Origin of the sequence: Acinetobacter sp. Z1 (genome assembly GCF_024296945.1) — a bacterium.
GTDB lineage: Bacteria > Pseudomonadota > Gammaproteobacteria > Pseudomonadales > Moraxellaceae > Acinetobacter > Acinetobacter beijerinckii.
Window position 1 is genome coordinate 1,035,254 of record NZ_CP101115.1, and the last position, 20,768, is coordinate 1,056,021.

The window sequence follows — 20,768 nt, forward strand, 5'->3', positions numbered from 1 at the left end:
GGATTTTTTTACGTTTGTAGAATAGTAAAAGTCAAATTAACAGGTTATTAATAAACTTATTGATATTTATAAAATTAGAAATTTAATAGAACAGAAATTATTGGAGGAATGTATGTATAAATCATATTGGCTAATTTTGAGCTGTAGTTGCTTGAGCTTTCAAACCTATGCTGAAAATATCAAAGATTCATTTGCAGGGGAAACAAAAGTATTTTTAAACATTTATGGATTTGCCGCGGATATTGATGGAACTATTGGTTATCAAGGTTTGAACTATCCAGTAGACCAACCATTCAAAGATACGCTAGAAGCTTTGGATGAGGCGGTTATGGGACATATCGAGATTAATAAAGGTAAATGGGGTATTTTCTCTGATATTCAGTATGTGAAAACTAAAGAAAATAAAGCAGTGCTATCGGTTCCGCTTGCGGTATCAACTAAAGTTAATCTCAGTAATTTAGGTGTCTATTACAGAGCTTATGAACAATTTCCTGAAGGAAATGGATTAATTATAGAACCCACATTAGGGCTTAATTATACGGATTTAGAAGGAAATTTAGCCGCATTAGGAAGGCAAATTTCAGTAGAAAAAAATTGGTTAGAATATTTTGGTGGTACTCGTATGAGATATAACAGTAATTCACCTTGGAATTTAGCAGCGCAATATACTTATGGCACAGAGCAAACTCAAATTGCACAAGCATATTTAGGTTATCGCCAAAAAATATTATCAGCTCCAGTAAATTTCAGATTTGGATACCGTTATGTATCACAAGATTATAAAAATGGCAGTTTTAAATGGGATACTGTACAGCAAGGGCCAATACTTGGAATTGGATTTGGTTTTTAAAAATTTGGCATAAAAAAGAAGAAACAAAATTTATTGTTTCTTCTTTAAATCGTTATTTAAGTAAAATAATCATCCATGTGGAAAAAATAATTGCAAGTGAAACAAATTGAGCGGCACTGCCCATATCTTTAGCATTTTTAGAAAGCTGATGTTTTTCTAAGGAAATACGATCGACAACAGCTTCAATTGCAGAGTTAAATAGTTCAACAATAATTGCCAATAGACAAACCGCCACCATTAGTGCTTGTTCAAGTGCAGAAACATGTACAAAAAAACTGCTTGGAATTAAAACAAGATTGAGTAATAAAATTTGTCTAAAAGCGGCTTCATGGCTGAATGCGGCTTTAAATCCAGCGAGAGAATAACCCGTTGCATTAAAAATACGCTTGATACCATTTTTGCCTTTATAGGGAGAGTAAGGCGTCATAACAGAACTATAAGAGAGAGTATCATTCTATTATAAAAGTAAAATCCCTACTGAGGATTGGCAATAAGTCGCATGATTACATCAAAGTTGTAATGTTTCTCGCCATTTTAACCGCAACATTCAGATTTGATTTGTCAATTTGTCTGATGCTAAGGATAATAAGCCTAGATCAATTGATGGGATGTGCTGCATGAAGATCATCGCAGATGAAAATTTGGCTTTTACCGATTATTTCTTTGCGGAATATGCAGAAATACAGCATCGCGCAGGGCGTACCTTGACTCATGCCGATGTTCAAGATGCGGATGCACTTTTGGTTCGATCTGTCACTAAAGTTAATCATGCTTTAATCGATCAGACTGCAATTCAGTTTGTGGGCAGTGCAACGATTGGTACAGACCATCTCGATATTCAAGCTTTAGAACAACAAAATATTGCATGGAGTAATGCGGCAGGCTGTAATGCGCAAGCGGTAGCCGAATATGTTATTACTGCCTTATTACATTTAGACATTGAATTATTAGATAAAAATAATGCGTTTACTTTAGCGATTGTTGGGTTGGGAAATGTAGGTAAACGATTAGCAAGCATGGCACAACTTCTCGGTTGGACAGTGATCGGTTATGATCCTTTTGTTCAGCTTGATGCTATTGAAAATGTATCGCTTGATGCCTTATTAGCACGTGCAGATGCCATATCGATTCATGTGCCGTTAACGTCAACTGGTGATCATCCAACACTGCATTTATTCAATGAAGCAACTTTTGCTGCAATGAAAGATTCAACGATTGTGATTAATAGCGCACGTGGGTCGGTGATTCAACAATCTGCATTGATGGCAAATATTGAAAAGACAAAGCGCCAAGTTGTATTAGATGTATTTGAGTTTGAACCAGAAATTCCACAAGATTTATTAGACGTGTTGGCTTTGGCAACACCGCATATTGCTGGTTATAGTTTAGAAGGCAAAGCACGTGGTACACAAATGATCTATGAGGCTTTTTGTCATAAATTCGATTATCAAGCAACTAAAAAATTCGAAAGCCAATTACCGAGTGTCGAGCAGTATTTCCAACAGCAAGATTTAAAAGAAGCACTTAAACAACATCTCACAGATATTTATGACATAGCTGAAGATGATCAGCAGCTAAGAGCATGTATTCTGAACGGCAAAGTTGAGCAGAATGCGTTTGATGTACTTCGAAAGAATTATCCGTTACGCCGTGAATGGGCGGCACACGGTGGACCAAAAGCATGAGTCAGAATATGAAAGCTTATCAACCGACGTGTTCACTTGATGCATTAAAAGCACGTGCCGAGATGTACACAAAAATTCGCCAGTTTTTTGCTGAGAGAAATGTATTAGAGGTTGAAACACCGATTTTATCTCAAGCCGCTGTGACTGATGTTCATTTAGCATCAGTACAAGTACAACGTCATATTCACGGTAAATTAAATACTCAATATTTACAGACTTCACCAGAATTCCCGATGAAACGCTTATTAGCAAGTGGTAGTGGTGCAATTTATCAAATCTGTAAAGTGTTTCGTGATGATGAGCATGGGCGTAAACACAATAGCGAATTTACCATGTTGGAATGGTATCGTCCTGATTTAGATTTAAAAGGCTTAATGCATGAAACAGCAGAATTACTAGAAGTTTGTTTGGCACATCGCTTTGGTGAAGTTCGTCCTTATATTTTGAGCTATAAACATGCTTTTCAAGATCGATTAGATATTAACCCTTTACAAGCGACTTTAAAGCAACTCAAAGAAACTGCGAATCGAGTTGGTCTTAACCTTGATTTAGGAAATGATCGCTTGGCTTATATGGATTTATTGTTTTCGCATTTTGTAGAGCCGAGTTTAGGTTTTGATGCTCCAGTATTTTTAACTGATTTTCCACCTGAAATGGCATCATTAGCCAAGGTAAAAACAGATGAAGAGGGTGAGCTAGTCGCAGCGCGCTTTGAAGTGTACATTGAAGGATTAGAGCTTGCGAATGCCTATGATGAACTTCTTGATGCCGAAGTATTGGCAGCACGTTTTGATGCGGATAATGCTGAACGTGCTCATCAGGGGTTGCCTGTGATTCCAACAGATCAATATTTATTAGCAGCTTTACCAAATATGCCTGAATGTTCAGGTATTGCACTTGGAATTGATCGTTTACTTATGGTTGCAATGAATAAAATGAAAATTGAACAAGTCATTACTTTCCCTGCTGAAATTGCTTAACACATAGATTTTGAAACTTTTTATAAAAATTGCATCAACAGTTGAATCAATTCAGTTTGTCGATGCGTTTTTGTTTTTTTGAAAATGGATTGCAGGTGTTTCTTTACGGTATCAGCTTGAATTTCATGCGAGCGTGCAATCTCTTTAGTGGTTTTACCTTCAAGTAGTTGTTCACATATTTTGTGTTCGACAGGGGTGAACATAAAAAGTTGTGCATAGACATCTTTTTGATATTTGGGTTTATGTTTTAAACCAGAGAATGTAGCGAGTAAAACGGGGCGTAAACCAAAAATCTTATGGGTTTTCTCGGGACTGAGTAAATCTAAAGTTAAAAATAAATGGTGATCAAACTTGATGATTTTGCTGCGCTCAGTCGAGCTTAAATCGTAATTTTTTTTATAATTACGCTCAAGTTCGATTAAGTGTTGATCAAACTGGCTTTGATTTTTTTCAGTGAAAATGAAACGACGTTGTTTTATTCCGATGTGATCATTTTGTTCTAATAAGCTTTGCGCTTCAGGATTTATTTCCAGAATATCTCCATTTAAGTTAATAAGAGCAATTGGTTGTTTCATTTTCTGAATTAATTGCGAACCAAGTAAAGTCATCGTGGAATATTCAAAATGGTGACGATACTGCTGAATTTTTTGCTGCATGACGGGCAAGATTTCATAGACAGCATGTAACTCCGAGCAGCAAAGTGCACCTCGCTCTGGACTGGTCAAAAAAGCTAAGATCACGCAAACTTTTTGGTCATAGATGATTTGAATTGCTGAACAAAAACGTAAATTAAGCGGCTGTAAAACTTGCTGATAAATCTGAGTTTCTAGGATTTCATCTTCTGAAAATGTTCAGAACAATGCATCCAGCCATCGACTGGAGCAAGTAAGATTTTCTTTAAACGCGGATCATCTTCAACATTTAAACGTATTTGCTTTAATGCCGCTTGTTCAAGTTGATTAGAGTCAAAATCTACGCCGTGATGAACACTAAAAGAAAGTGCTTGAACTTCAAGATCCACCGCTAAGAGTTGAGAGGCTTGTATGTTGAAACGATGATTCAGTTGTTCTAAGAAATTAACCCAATCATCAGCACACTGGACCTTATTCAAGATTCCTGTAGCTATGTCATATTGGGTTATATTCATTAAAAATCCCTTTAAAATAAATGGAGTATATTTCCATGTAGTTTATATGGGTTTTTTAAAAATAAAATTACTAATTAGATGAAAATATCATTTTTATTGTGATCGAGTGACAAAATACTCATTCTAAGGAGCGTAAGACTGTCCTAAAACCGACGTGGCTTGCTGCTAAGTCAAACTCTTGCGGATAACGGCTGCTATTGCGATAACGAGCGCAAAAGTTGGAAGCACATAAAAAAGATCCACCTTTTAGCACATATTGAGTAGTAGAATTATTCTGTTGTCGTAATTCAGCATAATTTCCCATATGTTTATCATGTGCGCCGTGATATACCGAAGACGTCCATTCCCAGACATTGCCGATCATATCGTATAAGTTGAATGCGTTAGCAGCATAACAGCCCACAGGTGCAATTCCTTTAAAGTGATCTTCATTGGTATTGGTAAATGGAAATTCGCCTTGCCAATAGTTGGCTTGTGAATGCTGATGTGAATCTTTAGGTGCTTGATGTAGCGGCGTATCCGTTTTTGATCCAGCTTTAGCAGCATATTCCCATTCTTGCTCTGTAGGTAAATCCCGACCTAACCAAACCGCATAATGTTCAGCATCATTTTTAGTGACATAACGAACGGGTTCAGAAGGTAGAGGAGCTTGACCTACTGTGCCGTGAGGCGTTTTCCATGTGTAGTTTGCTTTTAGTTGCCACCATTGATTCGGATTACTCACATCAGGAGAAAATACCGCAGCCTGTTTTTGTTTTTCTGCATCAGTAACGTAACCTGTCGCTTTGATGAAACTAGAAAACTGCGCCACAGTAACTTCTGTTTGGTCGATCCAAAAGCCCTCAATCTGCCGTTTTTGTTTGCCGAAGTTCAACTCATCTGGATAAGCGAGATTAGAACCTAGTTGAAACGAACCTTTAGGAATCCAAACCATGCCCGCGGTTTTATTTTGTTGCCATGCATCGGGTAGACCTGAATACTGTTGGCATTGCTGCAACGTGCCCAATTGTGCCACTACAGTATTACGGGGCTTAGTATCATCATCTCCGACCTTATTACAGCCCGTCAGAAGAGACAGACTGCTGAGTGAAACTAAAAAGTAAATCCACTTCATTTAAGTTTGTATTCCTGAACGCCATTTTTTTGCGTGTATTGGTTATATACATCTACAAGTTGTTGCAGTTTTTCAGGATTGTTTTGAGCAAGATTTTGAGTTTCCCCACGATCATTTTTCAGATTATAGAGTTCCCAAGAGCCTGTTCCGAGTTTGGCATTACCTTGTAGTGCGATTTTCCAATCACCTTGACGAGCATATTTACTACCATGTAATTCATCAGCAAAGCTAAAGTTAACTGGACGAATGTTTTGAGTCTTATTCTCAAGTACGGCTTTCCATGAGTAACCGCTTGGTGTATTAATTTGACGACCTTTGTACTGACCTTGTGGTATGGAAATATTGGCATAATCTAAAACTGTTGGGAAAACATCCAGCACAGATGCAAAACTATGATGAGTGGCTTGAGCTTTACTTTGATAGGGGAGTTTTACAATGGCGGGTGCTGTCGTTGCACCTTCGCCCGCTGTATCTTTCCATAAATGAAATGGCGCAGCGCTGACTTCTGCCCAACGTGGTCCAACATAGTGATAAGAGTTCGCTGCACCGACATTACTAGTACTGTTATCAAAACCTGATTCTGCTCCATAACTCCCTCGGATAAAGCCTTCTGCACCATTGTCTGAAACAAAGAAAATTAAAGTGTTGTCATATAAATTATTGCGTTTCAGATATTGAATGATACGACCGATATTGGCATCTAGATTTTCAACCATACCCGCATAAATTTCCATTCTGCGTGCTTCCAGCGCTTTTTGTTCAGTTGAAAGTTCATTCCATTTGCCATATTTTTGCGGCGCATTTTCAGTAGCAATTGGTTCAGCAGCGTTGAAATTGGTTGGAATTAAACCCAGTTGTTTTTGGCGTGTAATACGTGCATCACGAATTACGTCATAACCGACATCGTAAACACCACGATAACGGTCACGATATTCGGCAGGGGCTTGTAAGGGCCAATGCGGTGCGGTGTAAGCAGTATAGGCAAAGAATGGTTTACCTGAATTTTTACCTGAATTTAAATAGCTAATCAGTTTGTCAGTAAAATAGTTAGTCGAAAAGAAATCATCAGGTAAGGATGAAATTGGAATTTTTTTGCCATCCTCAGTATATGTTGCATTGCGTTTGTAAGCGTCAGGCGCTTGTTTAAAATGTAAATCTAATCCTTGTAATAAGGTAAATGAATGATCAAAACCTTTGGCATGAGCATTGGTTTCATCCGTTAAGCCTAAGTGCCATTTTCCACTGATATAAGTTCGATAGCCATTGTCTTTCAGCACTTCAGCAATTGATAGAGAACGTTGATTTAGTAAACCCTCATAACCGGGTTGGCCCTTCAAATGAGTGGGCGTAAGTTCCGCCATAGCCCCAATACCTGCTAGATGGTGATCAGTACCAGAAATCAACTGTGAACGAGTGGGAGAGCAAGTAGGGGCTGTATGATAGTCGGTTAAAATACGACCCTCTTGGGTGAGGGCATCAATATTTGGTGTATTGATTTCACCACCAAAAGCACCTAAGTCTGAATAGCCTAAATCATCCGCCATAATAAATAGAACATTGGGTTGTTTCTTGGTTTCACCAACAATATTTGTATTTTCTGAATCATCATTATTACAAGCTGTGAGCGTAAGACTAAATAATGCAAATGAAAGAGTAGAGAGTAGATATTTACGTGACATTGTAATCGACTTATTTTCTAAAATTTTAGTTAGTTTAGATAGATGATTTTTATGATAAAAATAATTAAAACTTGAATGTTAATCTTAAAAAAAGAAAAGCCCCTAAATCGGGGCTGATGTTTAAAACAATTTAAAAAGGTAGTTTGGTCAATTGATTTAGGAAATGAGGAACAACTCTAGGCTCTAAGATGATGGTTACCACTACGCCATAGGCAGCACCCCAAAGATGCGCACTGTGATTGATATTACTATTGCCTTTTTTCCCTGACCAGATGCTATAAGCCACGTATAAAATAGCAAAGATAATCGCAGGGACAGGAATGAAGAACACAAAAATTAGGTTCCAAGGCTGAAATAGAATATAGGCGAATAACACGCCAGAAACTGCCCCAGAAGCTCCCAAACTCGCCCAACGTGCGTCATGACGATGTTTTAAATAGCTTGGTAAAATAGCAACAATCAGACCGCCAAGATAAAATAAAACAAAGCCCATATCGTAAAAAAACTGACGATAAAAACTTTCAATGATATTGCCGAAGAAAAACAGCGTAATCATATTGAACAATAAGTGTGTTCCATCGGCATGAATGAAACCATGTGTGATAAAACGATCGTATTGCCCACGTTGCATTGCGGGTGGCCAAAAAATTAAACGATTCATTACTGTTTGATTGGAGAAAGCCAATAAAGAAATCGCAACAGTAATAATGATGATTGTCACAGTGTGACCGAAGGGTAGATGTAACATAAATGTTTTAAATTGATCAGTGTCTAGGCAATAATGCCATTAAAAACTGAATAAACAATCATCTTGCATAGAATTCCTACAAAAATGGTTGATTTTTTTTAATTACCCTCCATCTTCGGTTAATATAACGACATCAGCTTGAGGATTAATGTTATGTCGACTGAGAACACCAATACTGCCGTTGCAGAAGAAATTCCAAACCTTTTGATTACTCCCTCTGCGCAAGAGTATTTAAGCGATTTATTGAACAAGCAAAATACTCCAGGGATTGGCGTTCGTGTTTTTGTAGAACACCCAGGTACACCACGCGCGGAATGCTGTATGGCATATAGCGCACCTGATGAGGTCGTACCGACCGACTACAAACAGGATTATCCAGATTTTCCTGCTTATGTTGATGCGCCGTCCATCCCATATCTTCGCGATGCAGTGATTGATTACAATAAAGATCGTTTTGGCGGTCAGTTAACATTCCGTGCTCCAAACTCAAAAGTGCCTCGTGTAGGTCCAGATGCGTCAATTGAAGAGCGAATTACTTATATTTTACAATCTGAAATTAATCCAGGTTTAGAAGGTCACGGCGGTAATTGCAGTCTTGTAGAAGTTCAAGATGATCCTGAACATGGTCTTACTGCGGTATTGAAATTTGGTGGCGGATGTCAGGGTTGTTCTGCAATTGATGTCACGTTAAAACAAGGCGTTGAAACAACCTTGCAGCAGCACGTTCCTGAACTTAAACGTGTTGTGGATCAAACGGATCATTCTCAAGCAGAAGGTGCTTATTTTAAATAATTTGCTTGAAATTTATTGTATTTTAAAAGCTCTCTCGGGAGCTTTTTTTATTTTTAAATCTGTATGATTTAGAGCAGTCCATTGTTTCATAACTAAAAATAAGAATTTATAAATGAATACATAAATAATAATAATTATCATTTGTATTGAGTTTTATTATTTTTTTGTTAGACTTCTCATGAATTTTTTAAGCAAATCTTGAGATTTGCCATATTTAGGTGGGAATATGTCCAATAAATTAGCTCGTCAATCATTACTCGCAATCTCAGTCGTTAGTATGATGATCCTTGCTCATGCTGATGAAACCACAGTTCGCGAAAACAGTTCGGTAGAAAAATCAGAAGAAACACAAACTGTTAGATTAGAGACTATTGTTTTAACAGCAGAGGAACAGATTAAACAATCATTAGGCGTCTCAAAAATAACAGCAGAAGATTTAGAGAAAATACCTGTAAGAAATGACATATCAGAATATGTGCGTCGGATGCCTGGGGTAAATTTAACAGGCAATAGTTCAACAGGACAACGTGGTAATAATCGTCAAATCGACATTCGTGGAATGGGACCTGAAAACACGCTTATTTTGGTCGATGGTAAACCTATTTCTTCACGTAACTCGGTTCGTTATGGTTGGAGAGGTGAACGAGACACGCGAGGTGACTCGAATTGGGTACCCGCAGAAGCAATCGAATCAATTGAAGTATTACGTGGTCCAGCTGCTGCGCGCTATGGTTCTGGCGCGGCAGGCGGTGTAGTTAATATTATTACTAAAAAAGTGACCAATGAAACTCATGGTTCTGTCGAGCTTTATACAAATCAACCAGAAGATTCAAAAGAAGGCGATTCTAATCGCGTCAGTTTTAATTTAAGCGGCCCAATCATTAAAGATATTTTATCTTATCGCTTGTACGGGAATTACAATAAGACCGATGCTGATGCTGTAGATATAAATAAATCAATTGGAAGCAATGCAGCAGGTCGAGAAGGGGTAAAAAATAAAGATATTGCTGGACGGTTGGCTTGGCAAGCGACAGATGAGCAAACTGTTTTATTGGATATTTCTTCAGGGCGTCAAGGTAATATCTATTCGGGTGATTCCCAGTTAAATGCGAACGCAGAAACAGACCCAATTCTTTCTGAATTAATAGGTAAAGAAACCAATACCATGTATCGAGATAGCCTTGCTTTAACTCATCAAGGTGATTGGAGTTGGGGTAAAAGTAAAATCATTGCTCAATATGACAAAACACGTAATAAAAGACTTCCAGAGGGTTTAGCAGGGAGTGTAGAAGGAAAAATTAATAATCTAGAAGATCGGGTCACGTCAAAGTTAGATACTTTAAGATTGAACGGTGAGCTTAATATCCCTGTTGACTTTTATATCCCTCAAGCATTCACGATAGGTGCGGAATGGGTTGAAGACAAATTCACTGACAATGCTTCAACAGGTCAAGGTAGTGACCAAAGTGGTGCTGGCTATGGTGATCAACTTGCAAAAGGCAATCGCAGTAAGATGGAATCACGTATTGCATCTGCATATGTTGAAGATAATTTTAAGGTCACAGATTTAACCGATGTTGTAGTAGGTTTACGCTTTGATGATCATAGCAAATCAGGTTCAAATTGGAGTCCGAGTTTAAATATTACTCAAAAACTCAATGATAACTTTACTTTGAAAGGGGGGATTGCAAGAGCATATAAAGCACCGAATATGTATCAAAATGCCGAAGGATATTTACTAAGTACAAACGGAAACGGATGTCCTGCCAATATTGCTTCGCGTTGCTTACTGCAAGGCAATGGTGATTTAAAACCTGAGACATCAGTGAATAAAGAAATCGGTATTCAATTCCAAAAAGATATTGTAAATGCAAGTTTGGCGTGGTTCCGAAATGATTATAAAAATAAAATTGTCGCGGGAACAGATGTGGTGGGTACGGTAGATGCATCAAGTACCAACTCAAGTGGAACTGTGAGTCAAACTAAATGGAATATTTTACGTTGGGATAATACACCAGAAGCATTGATTCAAGGTTTTGAAGGCAGTTTAGGTCTAGATTTTGGTGATATTCGTTGGACCAATAATTTTACTTATATGATGGACTCTAAAGATAAGAAAACGGGCAATCCACTTTCTTTAGTTCCAAATTATACAATCAACTCTATTTTTGACTATGACATCAATGATCAGCTTGATGTTAACTTTGTATATACGCAATATGGTCGTCAAAAATCACGTCAGTTTGCTGAAAGTAGAATTGAATCTGGAATTGGATCTGGCGGTGCAAGTTCTGCGTTAAAGCCGAGTACAGTTAAGAGCTACAGTTTGGTTGGCTTGAATATGGGATATAAGTTTACCGATCAATTCAGTACGCGAGTTGGTGTCAGTAACTTATTTGATAAACAAATTTTAAGAGATAGTAATTCGACTAGCCAAACCTATAATGAGCCAGGTCGAGCATACTATGCTTCTTTGAAATATTCTTTCTAATCAATTGTATGAAATAAAACAAGACGCTTTAAGCGTCTTGTTTTATTAAAATCTGTTGTGTTTTCTCTGAATAATAAAATTTCTCTAAGTGAATACGCGCTCTTTGTCTTAAATACCCAGTTGCTATGACTTGCTTTAGAACAGGTACTAATAATTGACTCAATTCATTTTGAATCAGCTCTTCATCAATATTTAAATCACGCAATAATAAATCGAATGATCGTTCTTGATTACGTGCATACCAAGCATATACGCCATCGTGTACTTGCTGTTTTAAGTAAGGTGTTTGACGAATATGATTCCAAATCTCATGTCCCATGCCGACGGTTTTAGGTAAGTCCTGAACTTCGACATAGTTTTTCAATACAGATAAGGGCATAACTTTGATTCTATGCCAAAGATTTGCTTGAAAATGATAAAGCTTATCATCATTGAAATGTTGACTTAAAACTCGCTCACTCATTTGACTAATTTTTAGAATGTTTTTACGTAAATAATGCGCAATTGTTTCATTCAAGTTGGAATCAGTGACCGACTCTAAAACAGATTTCCCCATTTTCATAAAGTGCCCAACACCAGGTACACGTTTAGACATCAACGAGTTATCTAAATAATCTTGGATTGAATGCTGAATCAGTTGGGTAATTAGGGCTGAAAAAGCTGGATTATTTACAATGGTTTTAATTAAACGTTCCCTATGAGCGCTTTTACTTGCAACATATTGGGCAATAGAATCAATCGTGAGTACAGGAATCACGTCTTCTATAATGGTGCTGTCATTTAATGGATGGATTAAAGCAAAACGAATATGCTCTGCAATCTGTTCGACTAAAAATGAGCTTGCTGGCGTTGCTAAAATTTGCTTTTCAATTAAATTAAAAATTTGTTCAAATGACCAAATATGTTGCAGTTGTTGTAACCGCAACCAATGATAGAACGCTTTAAATTCAAGTTGAATGGTTTCTGGTTGGGCAAATTCAAGATCGAGAAAATCAAGTTGTGCATCAATCAGTTGTTCTATCATTGGATGTTTAGGCATAAAGACTCAAATTATTGCTTAAATTTTAAGGTGTCGTTGCAGGCTTTTGTGTTTGCACTTTATTCAAAAATGGCAAGTATTGTTGAACCACCAATTGATCTGCTTCTAAAATTGGCATATGACCAACATTATCTAAGATCACAGGTGCTTGAGCATTCTTCAGCAGAGATTTTAACTCAGGTGCAACTTCAACATTAATAATTTTATCTTGTTTACCCCATAAAATCAGCGTTGGAGCATCAATTGATCTCGCAAGTAATGCGAATGAATCTGGTGTATACAATTTATTAAGCGCAATCACTTGATCAACCATTTTTTGGGTCTGTTCAGATTGAGCGATCATCATTTTTTCTTGCGCTTGCGCAATTTCTTTTGGTATAAATGGTGGGGTATGCATGGCTTGCTGCATTAAGAAATTGAAATCGCCTTTCTTACTTACGATCATATTCTTAACTTGATTTGGGTCTTTTAAATAAGGGGTTGTTGCCGACTTATAAACACCCGCAGCATCAATTAAGAATAGGCTTTTGGTTTCAAATGGATACTGACCGGCATAAAGCATCGCAATAGAGCCACCTAATGAATGTCCTGCAACATGAGCAGGACCTGTTAAGTTCGCAGCTTCAATAAATCGACGTAATTTTTCTGTAACGTTTGGAACCGAATAATCGAAATCTTTCGGGACTTGAGTCTCACCGCTTGCAGGTAAATCTGGGATTACAACATGATAGTTTGCGGTTAATGCACGAGCTACTCGGTTCCAATTATCACGGCTACCAGCTAAACCATGAATTAAGACTACGATTGGTTTTCCAGCCTGACCGCCTTCACTATAAGACCAAGTAATATCGCCCACTTTGAGTGTTTTACTTTGCAATCCTGCCCAAGCCCGTTCTTGTTGTAATACATTTTGGAAGCTCATCTCGATTTCAGCCGCTTGAGTGGTGCTGATGGAAAAAGTTGCTAGACTGAATGAAAGTAATGTTGCGGTTAATGTTTTACGAATGGGCAAGCTAAATAGAGTAGTCATTGTTCTGTCCTTGATTTATTTTTAAACCAATTGATTATTGTGGAAGTTTGTATTGGAGTCATTTGCATAATCTACAGATGTATGGAAATTCTTGCCAATGAAATCATAAATTTTCCACGATTTAGCTGATTAAAAGATTATTCATCAATGATGATAGTTTCTGTTTTTGTCAGTGACTTTCGAAGATGCGCACATTAAACTATTTGCTCATGTTAATCATAGATGGATGTACGCATGCTCACTGCCCAAGAAGCTCTAGAACGTTTAAAAGCTGGTAATGCTCGTTTTGTGAAAGGGGAAGCAACGCAACAAAAGTTGCTCACTCACCAAGAGCGCGCCGAGATGGCAAGTGAACAAAATCCTTTTGCAATTGTCTTAGGTTGTTCTGATTCACGTGTACCTGCCGAAATGGTATTTGATCAAGGTTTAGGTGATTTATTTGTTATCCGCGTGGCGGGTAATATTGTTGCACCTTCACAAGTTGGTAGCGTTGAGTTCGCTGCTGAGCGTTATGATTGTGCAGTGGTAGTGGTATTAGGTCATAGTCACTGTGGTGCAATTCAGGCAACTATTGATACCTTAAAGCATCCTGATCAAGCTCCTTCTTCGAATTTAATGTCAATTGTAAATCGTGTTCGCCCTTCAGTAGAAATTTTAATGCAAACTGAGTTAAAAGATGATTTGAAAAAACTATCTGCTCATGCAGTGCGTTCAAATGTCTTTGCTTCTGTGAATCAGTTACGTCATGGTTCAGCCGTTTTAGAAAGCCTGATTGAAAAAGGCAAGATGATTGTGGTTGGAGCAGAATATTCGCTAGAATCTGGTGAAGTTATTTTCTTTGATTTTTAAAATGCTGCGGGGAACGTTGGCAATCGTTTCATTAATGCAAAAAGTTTTTCTCGTTGTGTCATTGTAAGATGCAATGTTAATGACGCTATCTTTTGTGATTGTTATCAACCCCCTAAAAGTATTGGATTTAGTACTGTAAGAGGGAGATGGAAATCTAACCAATAGCAAAAGAACTTGGTTTGTAGATTAGTCTAATCCAACTTTAGGAGTACAGATCAACAAAGGTGGAATTAAGCAATCTCAAATTGTTGCATCAACTTTTGTTGAATGCTCAATGATTTTTAATTCGTCCTTATGTTTTCCGTAATAGTCATATTTGCCAATAGGTTCATGATTATTCGACCGCGGTCAGTAGGTAAAAGAGAACCATGTTTCCGAATCTTGATATGACGTGACTGTGCTTAAACCAACATCGATTAATCTATCTATTGACATATTTCACCTAATTGCTGTAACTATTTATTATTTAAAATGAATTAGGATGTTGAATTGAGCGACTCAAGACCAAGTTGCAACAGTAAGCAAACAAGAGTCACCCCAAGCAAATCGAACATTTTGGCAACACGATATTCCTGTAAAGGTTGCGGTGATTATTTCTTTATAAAAAATGAAACTCTAAGTGTTAAAAGTGGTTGTTTAGGATCAATCGTTAAAATAATTGCTTTCATAATTATTGTGATCATTGGTATGTCTGTATTTATTGCCATAGATAGAAATAAAGAAAGAAGTTCTCCTTCAGCCAGCCAAGAAAACAAGTCTACCCAAGACAATAGCGAACAAATTCGAGAGGCAGAGGAAGCCGTAGAGGCTGAAAGATCTGAAAAAGCTGCTCATGAATACATACCAACTGAAGAAGATTATAAAAAATTAGAGCAGACACAGAAGGTTCATAAATCCGATAATCTAACAATTGTTGAAACCACCAGAGAATCAGAATGATGAAGAAAATTTTACTTCTTAGTATATTAGTTACTGGTAGCTCCTCGTTTGCTGGTAGTTTTGAGGATATGCAAAGGTTAGATAAAGAAATTAAGAATCTGAAAAATAAGCTCAACCTTGTTTATAAACAAGCATATTCACAAACTGAGGCTAAGCAAGAGTTGGAAGCTGCACAAAAATCATGGCTTAAGTTTAAAGAATTACAGTGTGGAAATTTTGTAGTTGCGGACACTCAGGGTAGCCCTGCAACTGTAAGCTATGATTTAACCTGTCAATCAATTCTTTATAAGCAACGAATCACTTTCATTAAAGAAATGTTTAACCTATAAAGGTAGAGCCTGTAAAAATTCTGTGTTTATGCAGTTTTAAAATACTTGGTTACACACTCTTCAAGCATGATACCAAAACGATTTGTATCAGCTTTCCAGTTCCGAATGAGTATCGTTCATTTTCGCTTATTGCCATAATAGGCTAAATACACCACCTTTTTCACAGAGTCATCTGTTGAGTATATTTTCTTTTATTGGTTGCGTGACGAATAATACTGTTTAAAGATTCGATGATAGTCCAGAGATAGACTAAATATGCTCATCATATTCCGAAGTACAGAACAATAGCGGAGGAACGAGGCAATTATTACGTAAACGCAAATACGGTGGAATTGCCCTTGTGACATGTCCCTCTCATCTACGGCGGAATTTAATATTTATAACGCTCCTCTAATATAAGGATAAGCTAAATTCAGCATAATTGGTTGGGCTTTGGCATTTGGATGAATCTGATCATTCTGAATCAATCCTTTTTGCCCAGCAACGCCTTCTAAGAAAAAGGGTAATAGCTTAATTTTATATTTCTGACTTACAACTTTATAATTATTTTCAAAAGCATTGCTATATGCGCTACCGTAATTAGGTGGTATTTTCATACCGAACAGTAAAACTGTCGCTTTTTGTTTTTGGCTGAGTTGAACCAATTGAGCTAAGTTTTTTTGGATCATTTGTGGCGGTTGTCCACGTAAACCATCATTGCCGCCGAGTTCAATCACAACCACATCTGGTTTGTAAGTTGTTAATAATTTCGGCAGCCTTGCAAGCCCACCACTGGTTGTTTCACCACTGACACTTGCATTGACCACCTTATGTTTTTTCGGATACTGTTGGTCTAAACGTTGTTGTAATAAGTTAACCCAACCTTGTTTTGCATCTATGCCATAACCTGCACTCAGGCTATCACCCAATACTAAAATAGTCTTTGCAGAAACGATTGTCGGTACTAAGCAAATCGTTATGGTTGCGAGTAATTTAGACGTAAACAAGATGACTTTAGATATTTGCATAACACTTTAAATTTGTCCTAAAGGATACGTGACATCATGCCACAACCGATTATTTCTGCCCGAAAAGTTACACAAAATATTCAAATCAATCAGCAAACTTTAACGATATTAAAAGACATTGATTTAGATATTTACTCAGGTGAACAGATTGCAATTACAGGTCGCTCAGGCTCAGGAAAATCAACGCTATTGGGTATTTTAGCAACCCTTGATCGACCAAGTATTGGTGAGTTGTGGGTCTGTGAAAAAGCGGTGCATACATTAACAGAAGAACAACGTGCCGAAGTCCGCTTACAAAATATTGGTTTTGTATTTCAGTCCTTTCAACTATTACCTCAGCTAAGTGCATTAGAAAATGTGATGTTACCGCTACGCTTGCAACCGAATTTTGATTTTAAACAAGCCGAACAAAAAGCACTGGCATGGTTAGAACGTGTTGGTTTGGTTCGCCAAGCGCAGCAAACCCCAAAAGTTCTCTCTGGTGGTGAGCAACAACGTGTTGCAATTGCTCGCGCATTAATTGCTGAGCCTAAAATTATTTTTGCGGATGAACCTACAGGAAATTTAGACGGACAAACAGCAGAAGAAATTGAACAGTTATTATTTGATTTAAATAGAGAATTGGGTACAACACTTATTTTGGTCACACATGATCAGAGTTTAGCAAACATGTGTCAACGCCATGTAAAACTAGTCGATGGTCAAATCCAAGAAATTGTAAAAGTACAGGAGGCGACATGAGTTCAGTCCTTAAACCTTTACTTCTGCAAAGTTTTCGAACAGGTGGATTGTATTTACTAATAATTGCCTTGTCCTTAGCAATTAGTGCCACTACAGCATTAAAATTTAGTAATACGCAAGTTCAAAATGCTGTCACTCTTCAAGCGGCTGAAATGTTAGGTGCTGATCTCGTTTTATCTGATAACGATCCAATACAGTTAAACTGGCAGCAACAAGCAGAAAAACTCAAACTCAAGCAAGCGCCAGTGACTTTATTTGGCTCTATGGCACATACACAAGATCAGTTTGTTATGGTCAATGTGAAAGCAGTTGATGAGCATTTTCCTTTACGCGGTAAATTAGAAATAAAGCCAAGGGCTCAATCGATCCAACAAGGGCAGGTGTGGTTAAGCCCAAGAGCACTTGATTTATTGAGAGTAAAAGTTGGTGATCAAGTTGCGATTGCTGATGGTCAGTTTAAAGTGACAGGTGTTATTGAGCATGATTCAAACCAAGAATTAGGCTTTTCTGGTTTTTCTCCGACTGTGATTATTCATCAAGCGGATATCGCCAAAACCAATGCAGTTCAAGTGGGAAGCCGTATTGAATATCGATTATTGATGGCAGGTGAACCTGAGCAAGTTGAGACATATAAGAAGATATTTAAGCAAGAAACAAATCATGATCTGAAAATGGAATCAGAAAAAGAGCAACAAATCGAGAATAGCGAGCAAACATCATTAAAGCTTAGAGATGCGAGTCAGTCGAATACTCGATTAATGAAACCGATTGAAAATTTGGATACTTTCTTACAGCTTGCCAATTTATTAACTATTTTACTCTGTGGTATTGCAATTGCCTTAACAAGCCAACGTTATGTACAACAAAATCAAGATCATATTGCTTTGATGCGTTGTTTGGGTGCAAGCAAGCGACAAATTTTATTTGCTTATATCGCGCTTTTAGGCATTGTGAGCGCATTGTCTATTGTGTTGGGAAGTCTGATTGGTATTGCTTTAGGTTATGGTCTATTGCAATTAATGCTGCAACTCATTCCACAGTTAGAAATGAGTTTTGCGGTGCTTGATTTGCTGATGGCTTTACCAATTGCGATTTTTACAAGTGTAATGGTCTTGATTGGTTTTATTTTGCCTAGTATCTGGGAGTTACTGAATACACCACCTATACGTGTGATCCGTCAGCAAGAGCGTTCACGTAAATCCTATTTCACTATGTTTGCAGTAGGTGTGTTGAGTCTTGTGGTGTTTAGTTTAGTGCTGAGCGATAATTTAACCCTTAGCTTAATGGTTCTCACCGCGATTCTTGCGCTTTGCGCGCTGTTATATCTTGTCATTTGGTTGTTATTAAAAGCGATTAAACAGTTAAAACATCCATTATCTGCTTATGTTCGCATACCGCATCAAACTGCACTTCAGATTACTGCACTTGCGTTAGGATTGAGTTTAATTACAGTGCTCAGTGTTTTAAGAACTGATTTACTTGAGCGCTGGCAACAACAGCTGCCAGAAGGTACACCAAATCAGTTTGTCTATGGGTTGCCTCCATTTGACATGCCACAGTTTAAACAACAACTTGAACAAAATAAATGGCAGTCAACGCCGCTTTATCCTAATATTCGTGGACGTTTAGTGGCTAAAAATGGTGAAGCATTTACGCCAGAATTGATTAAACAAAGTAACTCATTACGACGTGAACTCAATCTCACTCAGGCAGCGCATTATCCGAAAGATAATCTCATTACTCAGGGGCGTTCAAACTTTACCCAAACTGGTCAAGTTTCAGTAGAAGAAAAATTAGCAACTGAGTTGGGAATAAAAATAGGTGATCAATTAAGTTTCAGTTTGCCTGAGGGAACATTACAAGCCACCGTTATTAACTTGCGTTCTGTCGAATGGGAAAGCTTTAGTCCGAATTTCTTCTTTATCTTTTCGCCTCAAACGATGGATGAAAATGCTGGCAGTTATTTGGGGAGTTTTTATGTACGACCGACTGATCAAACAAAAATGGTGCAATTGATTCAGCAGTATTCCAATACTGTATTTATTGATGTGGGACGTGTATTGGATGAAGTGAAGCGACTTATGAACGTATTGGTGCAAATTGTCACGGTACTCGCAATGTTGGTTGGTTTATCTGGGATATTGGTATTGATCGCATGTTTGAATGTCTTGATGGATGAACGCCGTAAAGAGGTCGCATTATTGCGTTCTTTTGGTGTCGCCAAGAATAAGTTAAAGCAGATGTTAAGTTTGGAAATTGGCTTTATCGGCTTATTATCAGGTATTGTCGCCTGTCTTTTTGCTGAGGTGATTAGTGCGATTGCGAGTTATAAGATGCAAATGGCAATGCAATTGCATCCTGAAATTTGGTTGATTTTACCTTTGAGTATGATGATTGTTTGTACTTTAATTGGGCGTTATCGCTTGAGTTATTTATGCGATATTCCACCTTTGCAAAGTTTAAGAGAAATGAATCAATCTTAAAACCCAAGTTGATTCTGGCGCAGGATTTCACTCCATAACGGGGTGAGTCCTGTACTAAGTTGAGTACAATAAAAGTAAAATGCACCGAGTAATACGCTACCTAAGATAAGTGAAATCATTTGAAATAGCAATTTACTTAGCGATTTTTGACTCAAGTACCATGTGCTGGCGAGCAAAGCCCCCATAATCATGCCACCAATATGCGCTGCATTATTAATACCTAAAACGGTAAAACCAAAAATAAGGTTGATACCCATCACCATCAATAATGATTTTTTATCGAGCCAAAAACGTAACTGCGGTAATCTTGGGAACAGGGACATTGCTGTCAACGCCGCACCTAAACCCATCACTGCTCCAGAAGCACCTGCACTAATGTGAGGAAGTAGCTTAGGATCAAAGTGTTGCAATAAGGCATAACCATCACGAATCGTGAGATAACTAGACAGGACACTTCCCATCAAACCCGCGAGAAAATATAAACCAATATAATAAACTCGACCAAATAGTTGTTCTGCTACGCTACCGAAGATATAAAGCGCCCACATATTTAGCATTAAATGAATGAGACCGAAATGGAAAAACATACTGCTAAATAAACGTTCAGGCTGCCCTAAAAAGGTCAGTGGAGTAAAATCTGCTCCCCAAGCAATTGCATCTACAGGTGAAGGGTCGGTAATATTCACACCTGAAAGAATTTGCCAGCCAAATAATCCGACATTGACTGCAATCAGTACCGCAGTGAACCACCAAGTTTGTATCTGTGTTTTTTGATTAATTTGTGGTGGAGTCGTTTCAGTCATACATTTGCGCTAGTTATTGATGTAAAAAATAGCTTAGCATGAATTTGTTGCACGATGGAGAG

18 protein-coding genes and 1 pseudogene are annotated in these 20,768 nt (G+C 37.7%); 10 read left to right on the forward strand and 9 right to left on the reverse strand.

Going from position 1 to position 20,768, the window contains the following annotated elements; translation table 11 throughout:
* Window positions 1-112 precede the first annotated feature (112 nt).
* Complete coding sequence (locus tag NGC85_RS04795) at window positions 113-850, forward strand: hypothetical protein (protein WP_254805015.1); 738 nt, start codon at window positions 113-115, stop codon at window positions 848-850.
* A gap of 52 nt (window positions 851-902) precedes the next feature.
* Here NGC85_RS04795 and NGC85_RS04800 read toward each other — a convergent pair whose 3' ends face one another.
* Window positions 903-1,277 carry a diacylglycerol kinase gene (locus NGC85_RS04800; protein WP_254805016.1) on the reverse strand — a complete coding sequence of 125 codons (375 nt, stop codon included), beginning with the start codon at window positions 1,275-1,277 and terminating at the stop codon, window positions 903-905.
* Between the two features lie 190 nt (window positions 1,278-1,467).
* On the opposite strand from NGC85_RS04800, the gene NGC85_RS04805 reads away from it, so the two are divergent.
* Both NGC85_RS04805 and epmA read left to right on the forward strand, forming a co-directional pair.
* Window positions 1,468-2,535, forward strand: a complete 1,068-nt coding sequence (locus tag NGC85_RS04805; RefSeq protein ID WP_254805017.1) for a 4-phosphoerythronate dehydrogenase — start codon at window positions 1,468-1,470, stop codon at window positions 2,533-2,535.
* Entirely contained in the window at window positions 2,532-3,515 is a 984-nt protein-coding gene (gene epmA, locus NGC85_RS04810) for an EF-P lysine aminoacylase EpmA (protein WP_254805018.1), read from the forward strand. Before NGC85_RS04805 ends, epmA begins: the two co-directional genes overlap by 4 nt.
* A gap of 20 nt (window positions 3,516-3,535) precedes the next feature.
* Here the strand turns inward: epmA and NGC85_RS04815 are convergent.
* The 4 genes and pseudogenes from NGC85_RS04815 to NGC85_RS04830 all read right to left on the reverse strand — a co-directional run bounded on the left by NGC85_RS04815 (window position 3,536) and on the right by NGC85_RS04830 (window position 8,203).
* Window positions 3,536-4,662: pseudogene (locus NGC85_RS04815) on the reverse strand (helix-turn-helix transcriptional regulator).
* Window positions 4,663-4,780: 118 nt separating this feature from the next.
* On the reverse strand, window positions 4,781-5,776 hold the full coding sequence (locus NGC85_RS04820; protein WP_254805019.1) for an SUMF1/EgtB/PvdO family nonheme iron enzyme: 996 nt from the start codon (window positions 5,774-5,776) through the stop codon (window positions 4,781-4,783).
* Window positions 5,773-7,455, reverse strand: a complete 1,683-nt coding sequence (locus NGC85_RS04825; RefSeq protein ID WP_254805020.1) for an arylsulfatase — start codon at window positions 7,453-7,455, stop codon at window positions 5,773-5,775. The genes NGC85_RS04820 and NGC85_RS04825 overlap by 4 nt, the downstream gene beginning before the upstream one ends.
* A gap of 130 nt (window positions 7,456-7,585) precedes the next feature.
* Window positions 7,586-8,203, reverse strand: coding sequence for a rhomboid family intramembrane serine protease (locus tag NGC85_RS04830; RefSeq protein ID WP_169109640.1), 618 nt, complete (start codon window positions 8,201-8,203; stop codon window positions 7,586-7,588).
* A gap of 153 nt (window positions 8,204-8,356) precedes the next feature.
* Here NGC85_RS04830 and nfuA point away from each other — a divergent pair, with 153 nt between their 5' ends.
* Both nfuA and NGC85_RS04840 read left to right on the forward strand, forming a co-directional pair.
* Window positions 8,357-8,995: a Fe-S biogenesis protein NfuA gene (nfuA, locus tag NGC85_RS04835; protein WP_005062874.1), complete on the forward strand. Its 639-nt coding sequence runs from the start codon at window positions 8,357-8,359 to the stop codon at window positions 8,993-8,995.
* Between the two features lie 226 nt (window positions 8,996-9,221).
* Window positions 9,222-11,486, forward strand: coding sequence for a TonB-dependent siderophore receptor (locus NGC85_RS04840; RefSeq protein ID WP_254805021.1), 2,265 nt, complete (start codon window positions 9,222-9,224; stop codon window positions 11,484-11,486).
* 28 nt (window positions 11,487-11,514) lie between these two features.
* Here the strand turns inward: NGC85_RS04840 and NGC85_RS04845 are convergent, their stop codons facing one another.
* The gene (locus NGC85_RS04845) at window positions 11,515-12,525 is read right to left on the reverse strand and encodes a hypothetical protein (RefSeq protein WP_254805022.1); all 1,011 of its coding nucleotides are present in this window, start codon (window positions 12,523-12,525) and stop codon (window positions 11,515-11,517) included.
* 25 nt (window positions 12,526-12,550) lie between these two features.
* A complete protein-coding gene (locus tag NGC85_RS04850; RefSeq protein WP_254805023.1) occupies window positions 12,551-13,555 on the reverse strand; it encodes an alpha/beta fold hydrolase in 1,005 nt (334 codons plus the stop codon).
* A gap of 234 nt (window positions 13,556-13,789) precedes the next feature.
* Between NGC85_RS04850 and NGC85_RS04855 the strand changes: the two genes are divergently transcribed.
* The 3 genes from NGC85_RS04855 (at window position 13,790) to NGC85_RS04865 (ending at window position 15,672) form a co-directional block, all read left to right on the forward strand.
* Window positions 13,790-14,404: a carbonic anhydrase gene (locus NGC85_RS04855; protein WP_005055153.1), complete on the forward strand. Its 615-nt coding sequence runs from the start codon at window positions 13,790-13,792 to the stop codon at window positions 14,402-14,404.
* 489 nt (window positions 14,405-14,893) lie between these two features.
* Entirely contained in the window at window positions 14,894-15,343 is a 450-nt protein-coding gene (locus NGC85_RS04860; RefSeq protein WP_254805024.1) for a hypothetical protein, read from the forward strand.
* Window positions 15,340-15,672 (forward strand): lysozyme inhibitor LprI family protein, encoded by a 333-nt coding sequence (locus NGC85_RS04865; RefSeq protein WP_254805025.1) that lies wholly within the window; start codon window positions 15,340-15,342, stop codon window positions 15,670-15,672. The genes NGC85_RS04860 and NGC85_RS04865 overlap by 4 nt, the downstream gene beginning before the upstream one ends.
* A gap of 377 nt (window positions 15,673-16,049) precedes the next feature.
* Here NGC85_RS04865 and NGC85_RS04870 read toward each other — a convergent pair whose 3' ends face one another.
* Window positions 16,050-16,679: an arylesterase gene (locus tag NGC85_RS04870; RefSeq protein WP_254805026.1), complete on the reverse strand. Its 630-nt coding sequence runs from the start codon at window positions 16,677-16,679 to the stop codon at window positions 16,050-16,052.
* 36 nt (window positions 16,680-16,715) lie between these two features.
* Here NGC85_RS04870 and NGC85_RS04875 point away from each other — a divergent pair, with 36 nt between their 5' ends.
* Entirely contained in the window at window positions 16,716-17,420 is a 705-nt protein-coding gene (locus tag NGC85_RS04875; RefSeq protein ID WP_005055143.1) for an ABC transporter ATP-binding protein, read from the forward strand.
* On the forward strand, window positions 17,417-19,903 hold the full coding sequence (locus tag NGC85_RS04880; protein ID WP_254805027.1) for an ABC transporter permease: 2,487 nt from the start codon (window positions 17,417-17,419) through the stop codon (window positions 19,901-19,903). The genes NGC85_RS04875 and NGC85_RS04880 overlap by 4 nt, the downstream gene beginning before the upstream one ends.
* On the opposite strand, the gene NGC85_RS04885 is transcribed toward NGC85_RS04880, so the two are convergent.
* Window positions 19,900-20,706 (reverse strand): rhomboid family intramembrane serine protease, encoded by an 807-nt coding sequence (locus tag NGC85_RS04885; protein WP_254805028.1) that lies wholly within the window; start codon window positions 20,704-20,706, stop codon window positions 19,900-19,902. The two genes, NGC85_RS04880 and NGC85_RS04885, sit on opposite strands and share 4 nt — an antisense overlap.
* Between the last annotated feature and the right edge of the window lie 62 nt (window positions 20,707-20,768).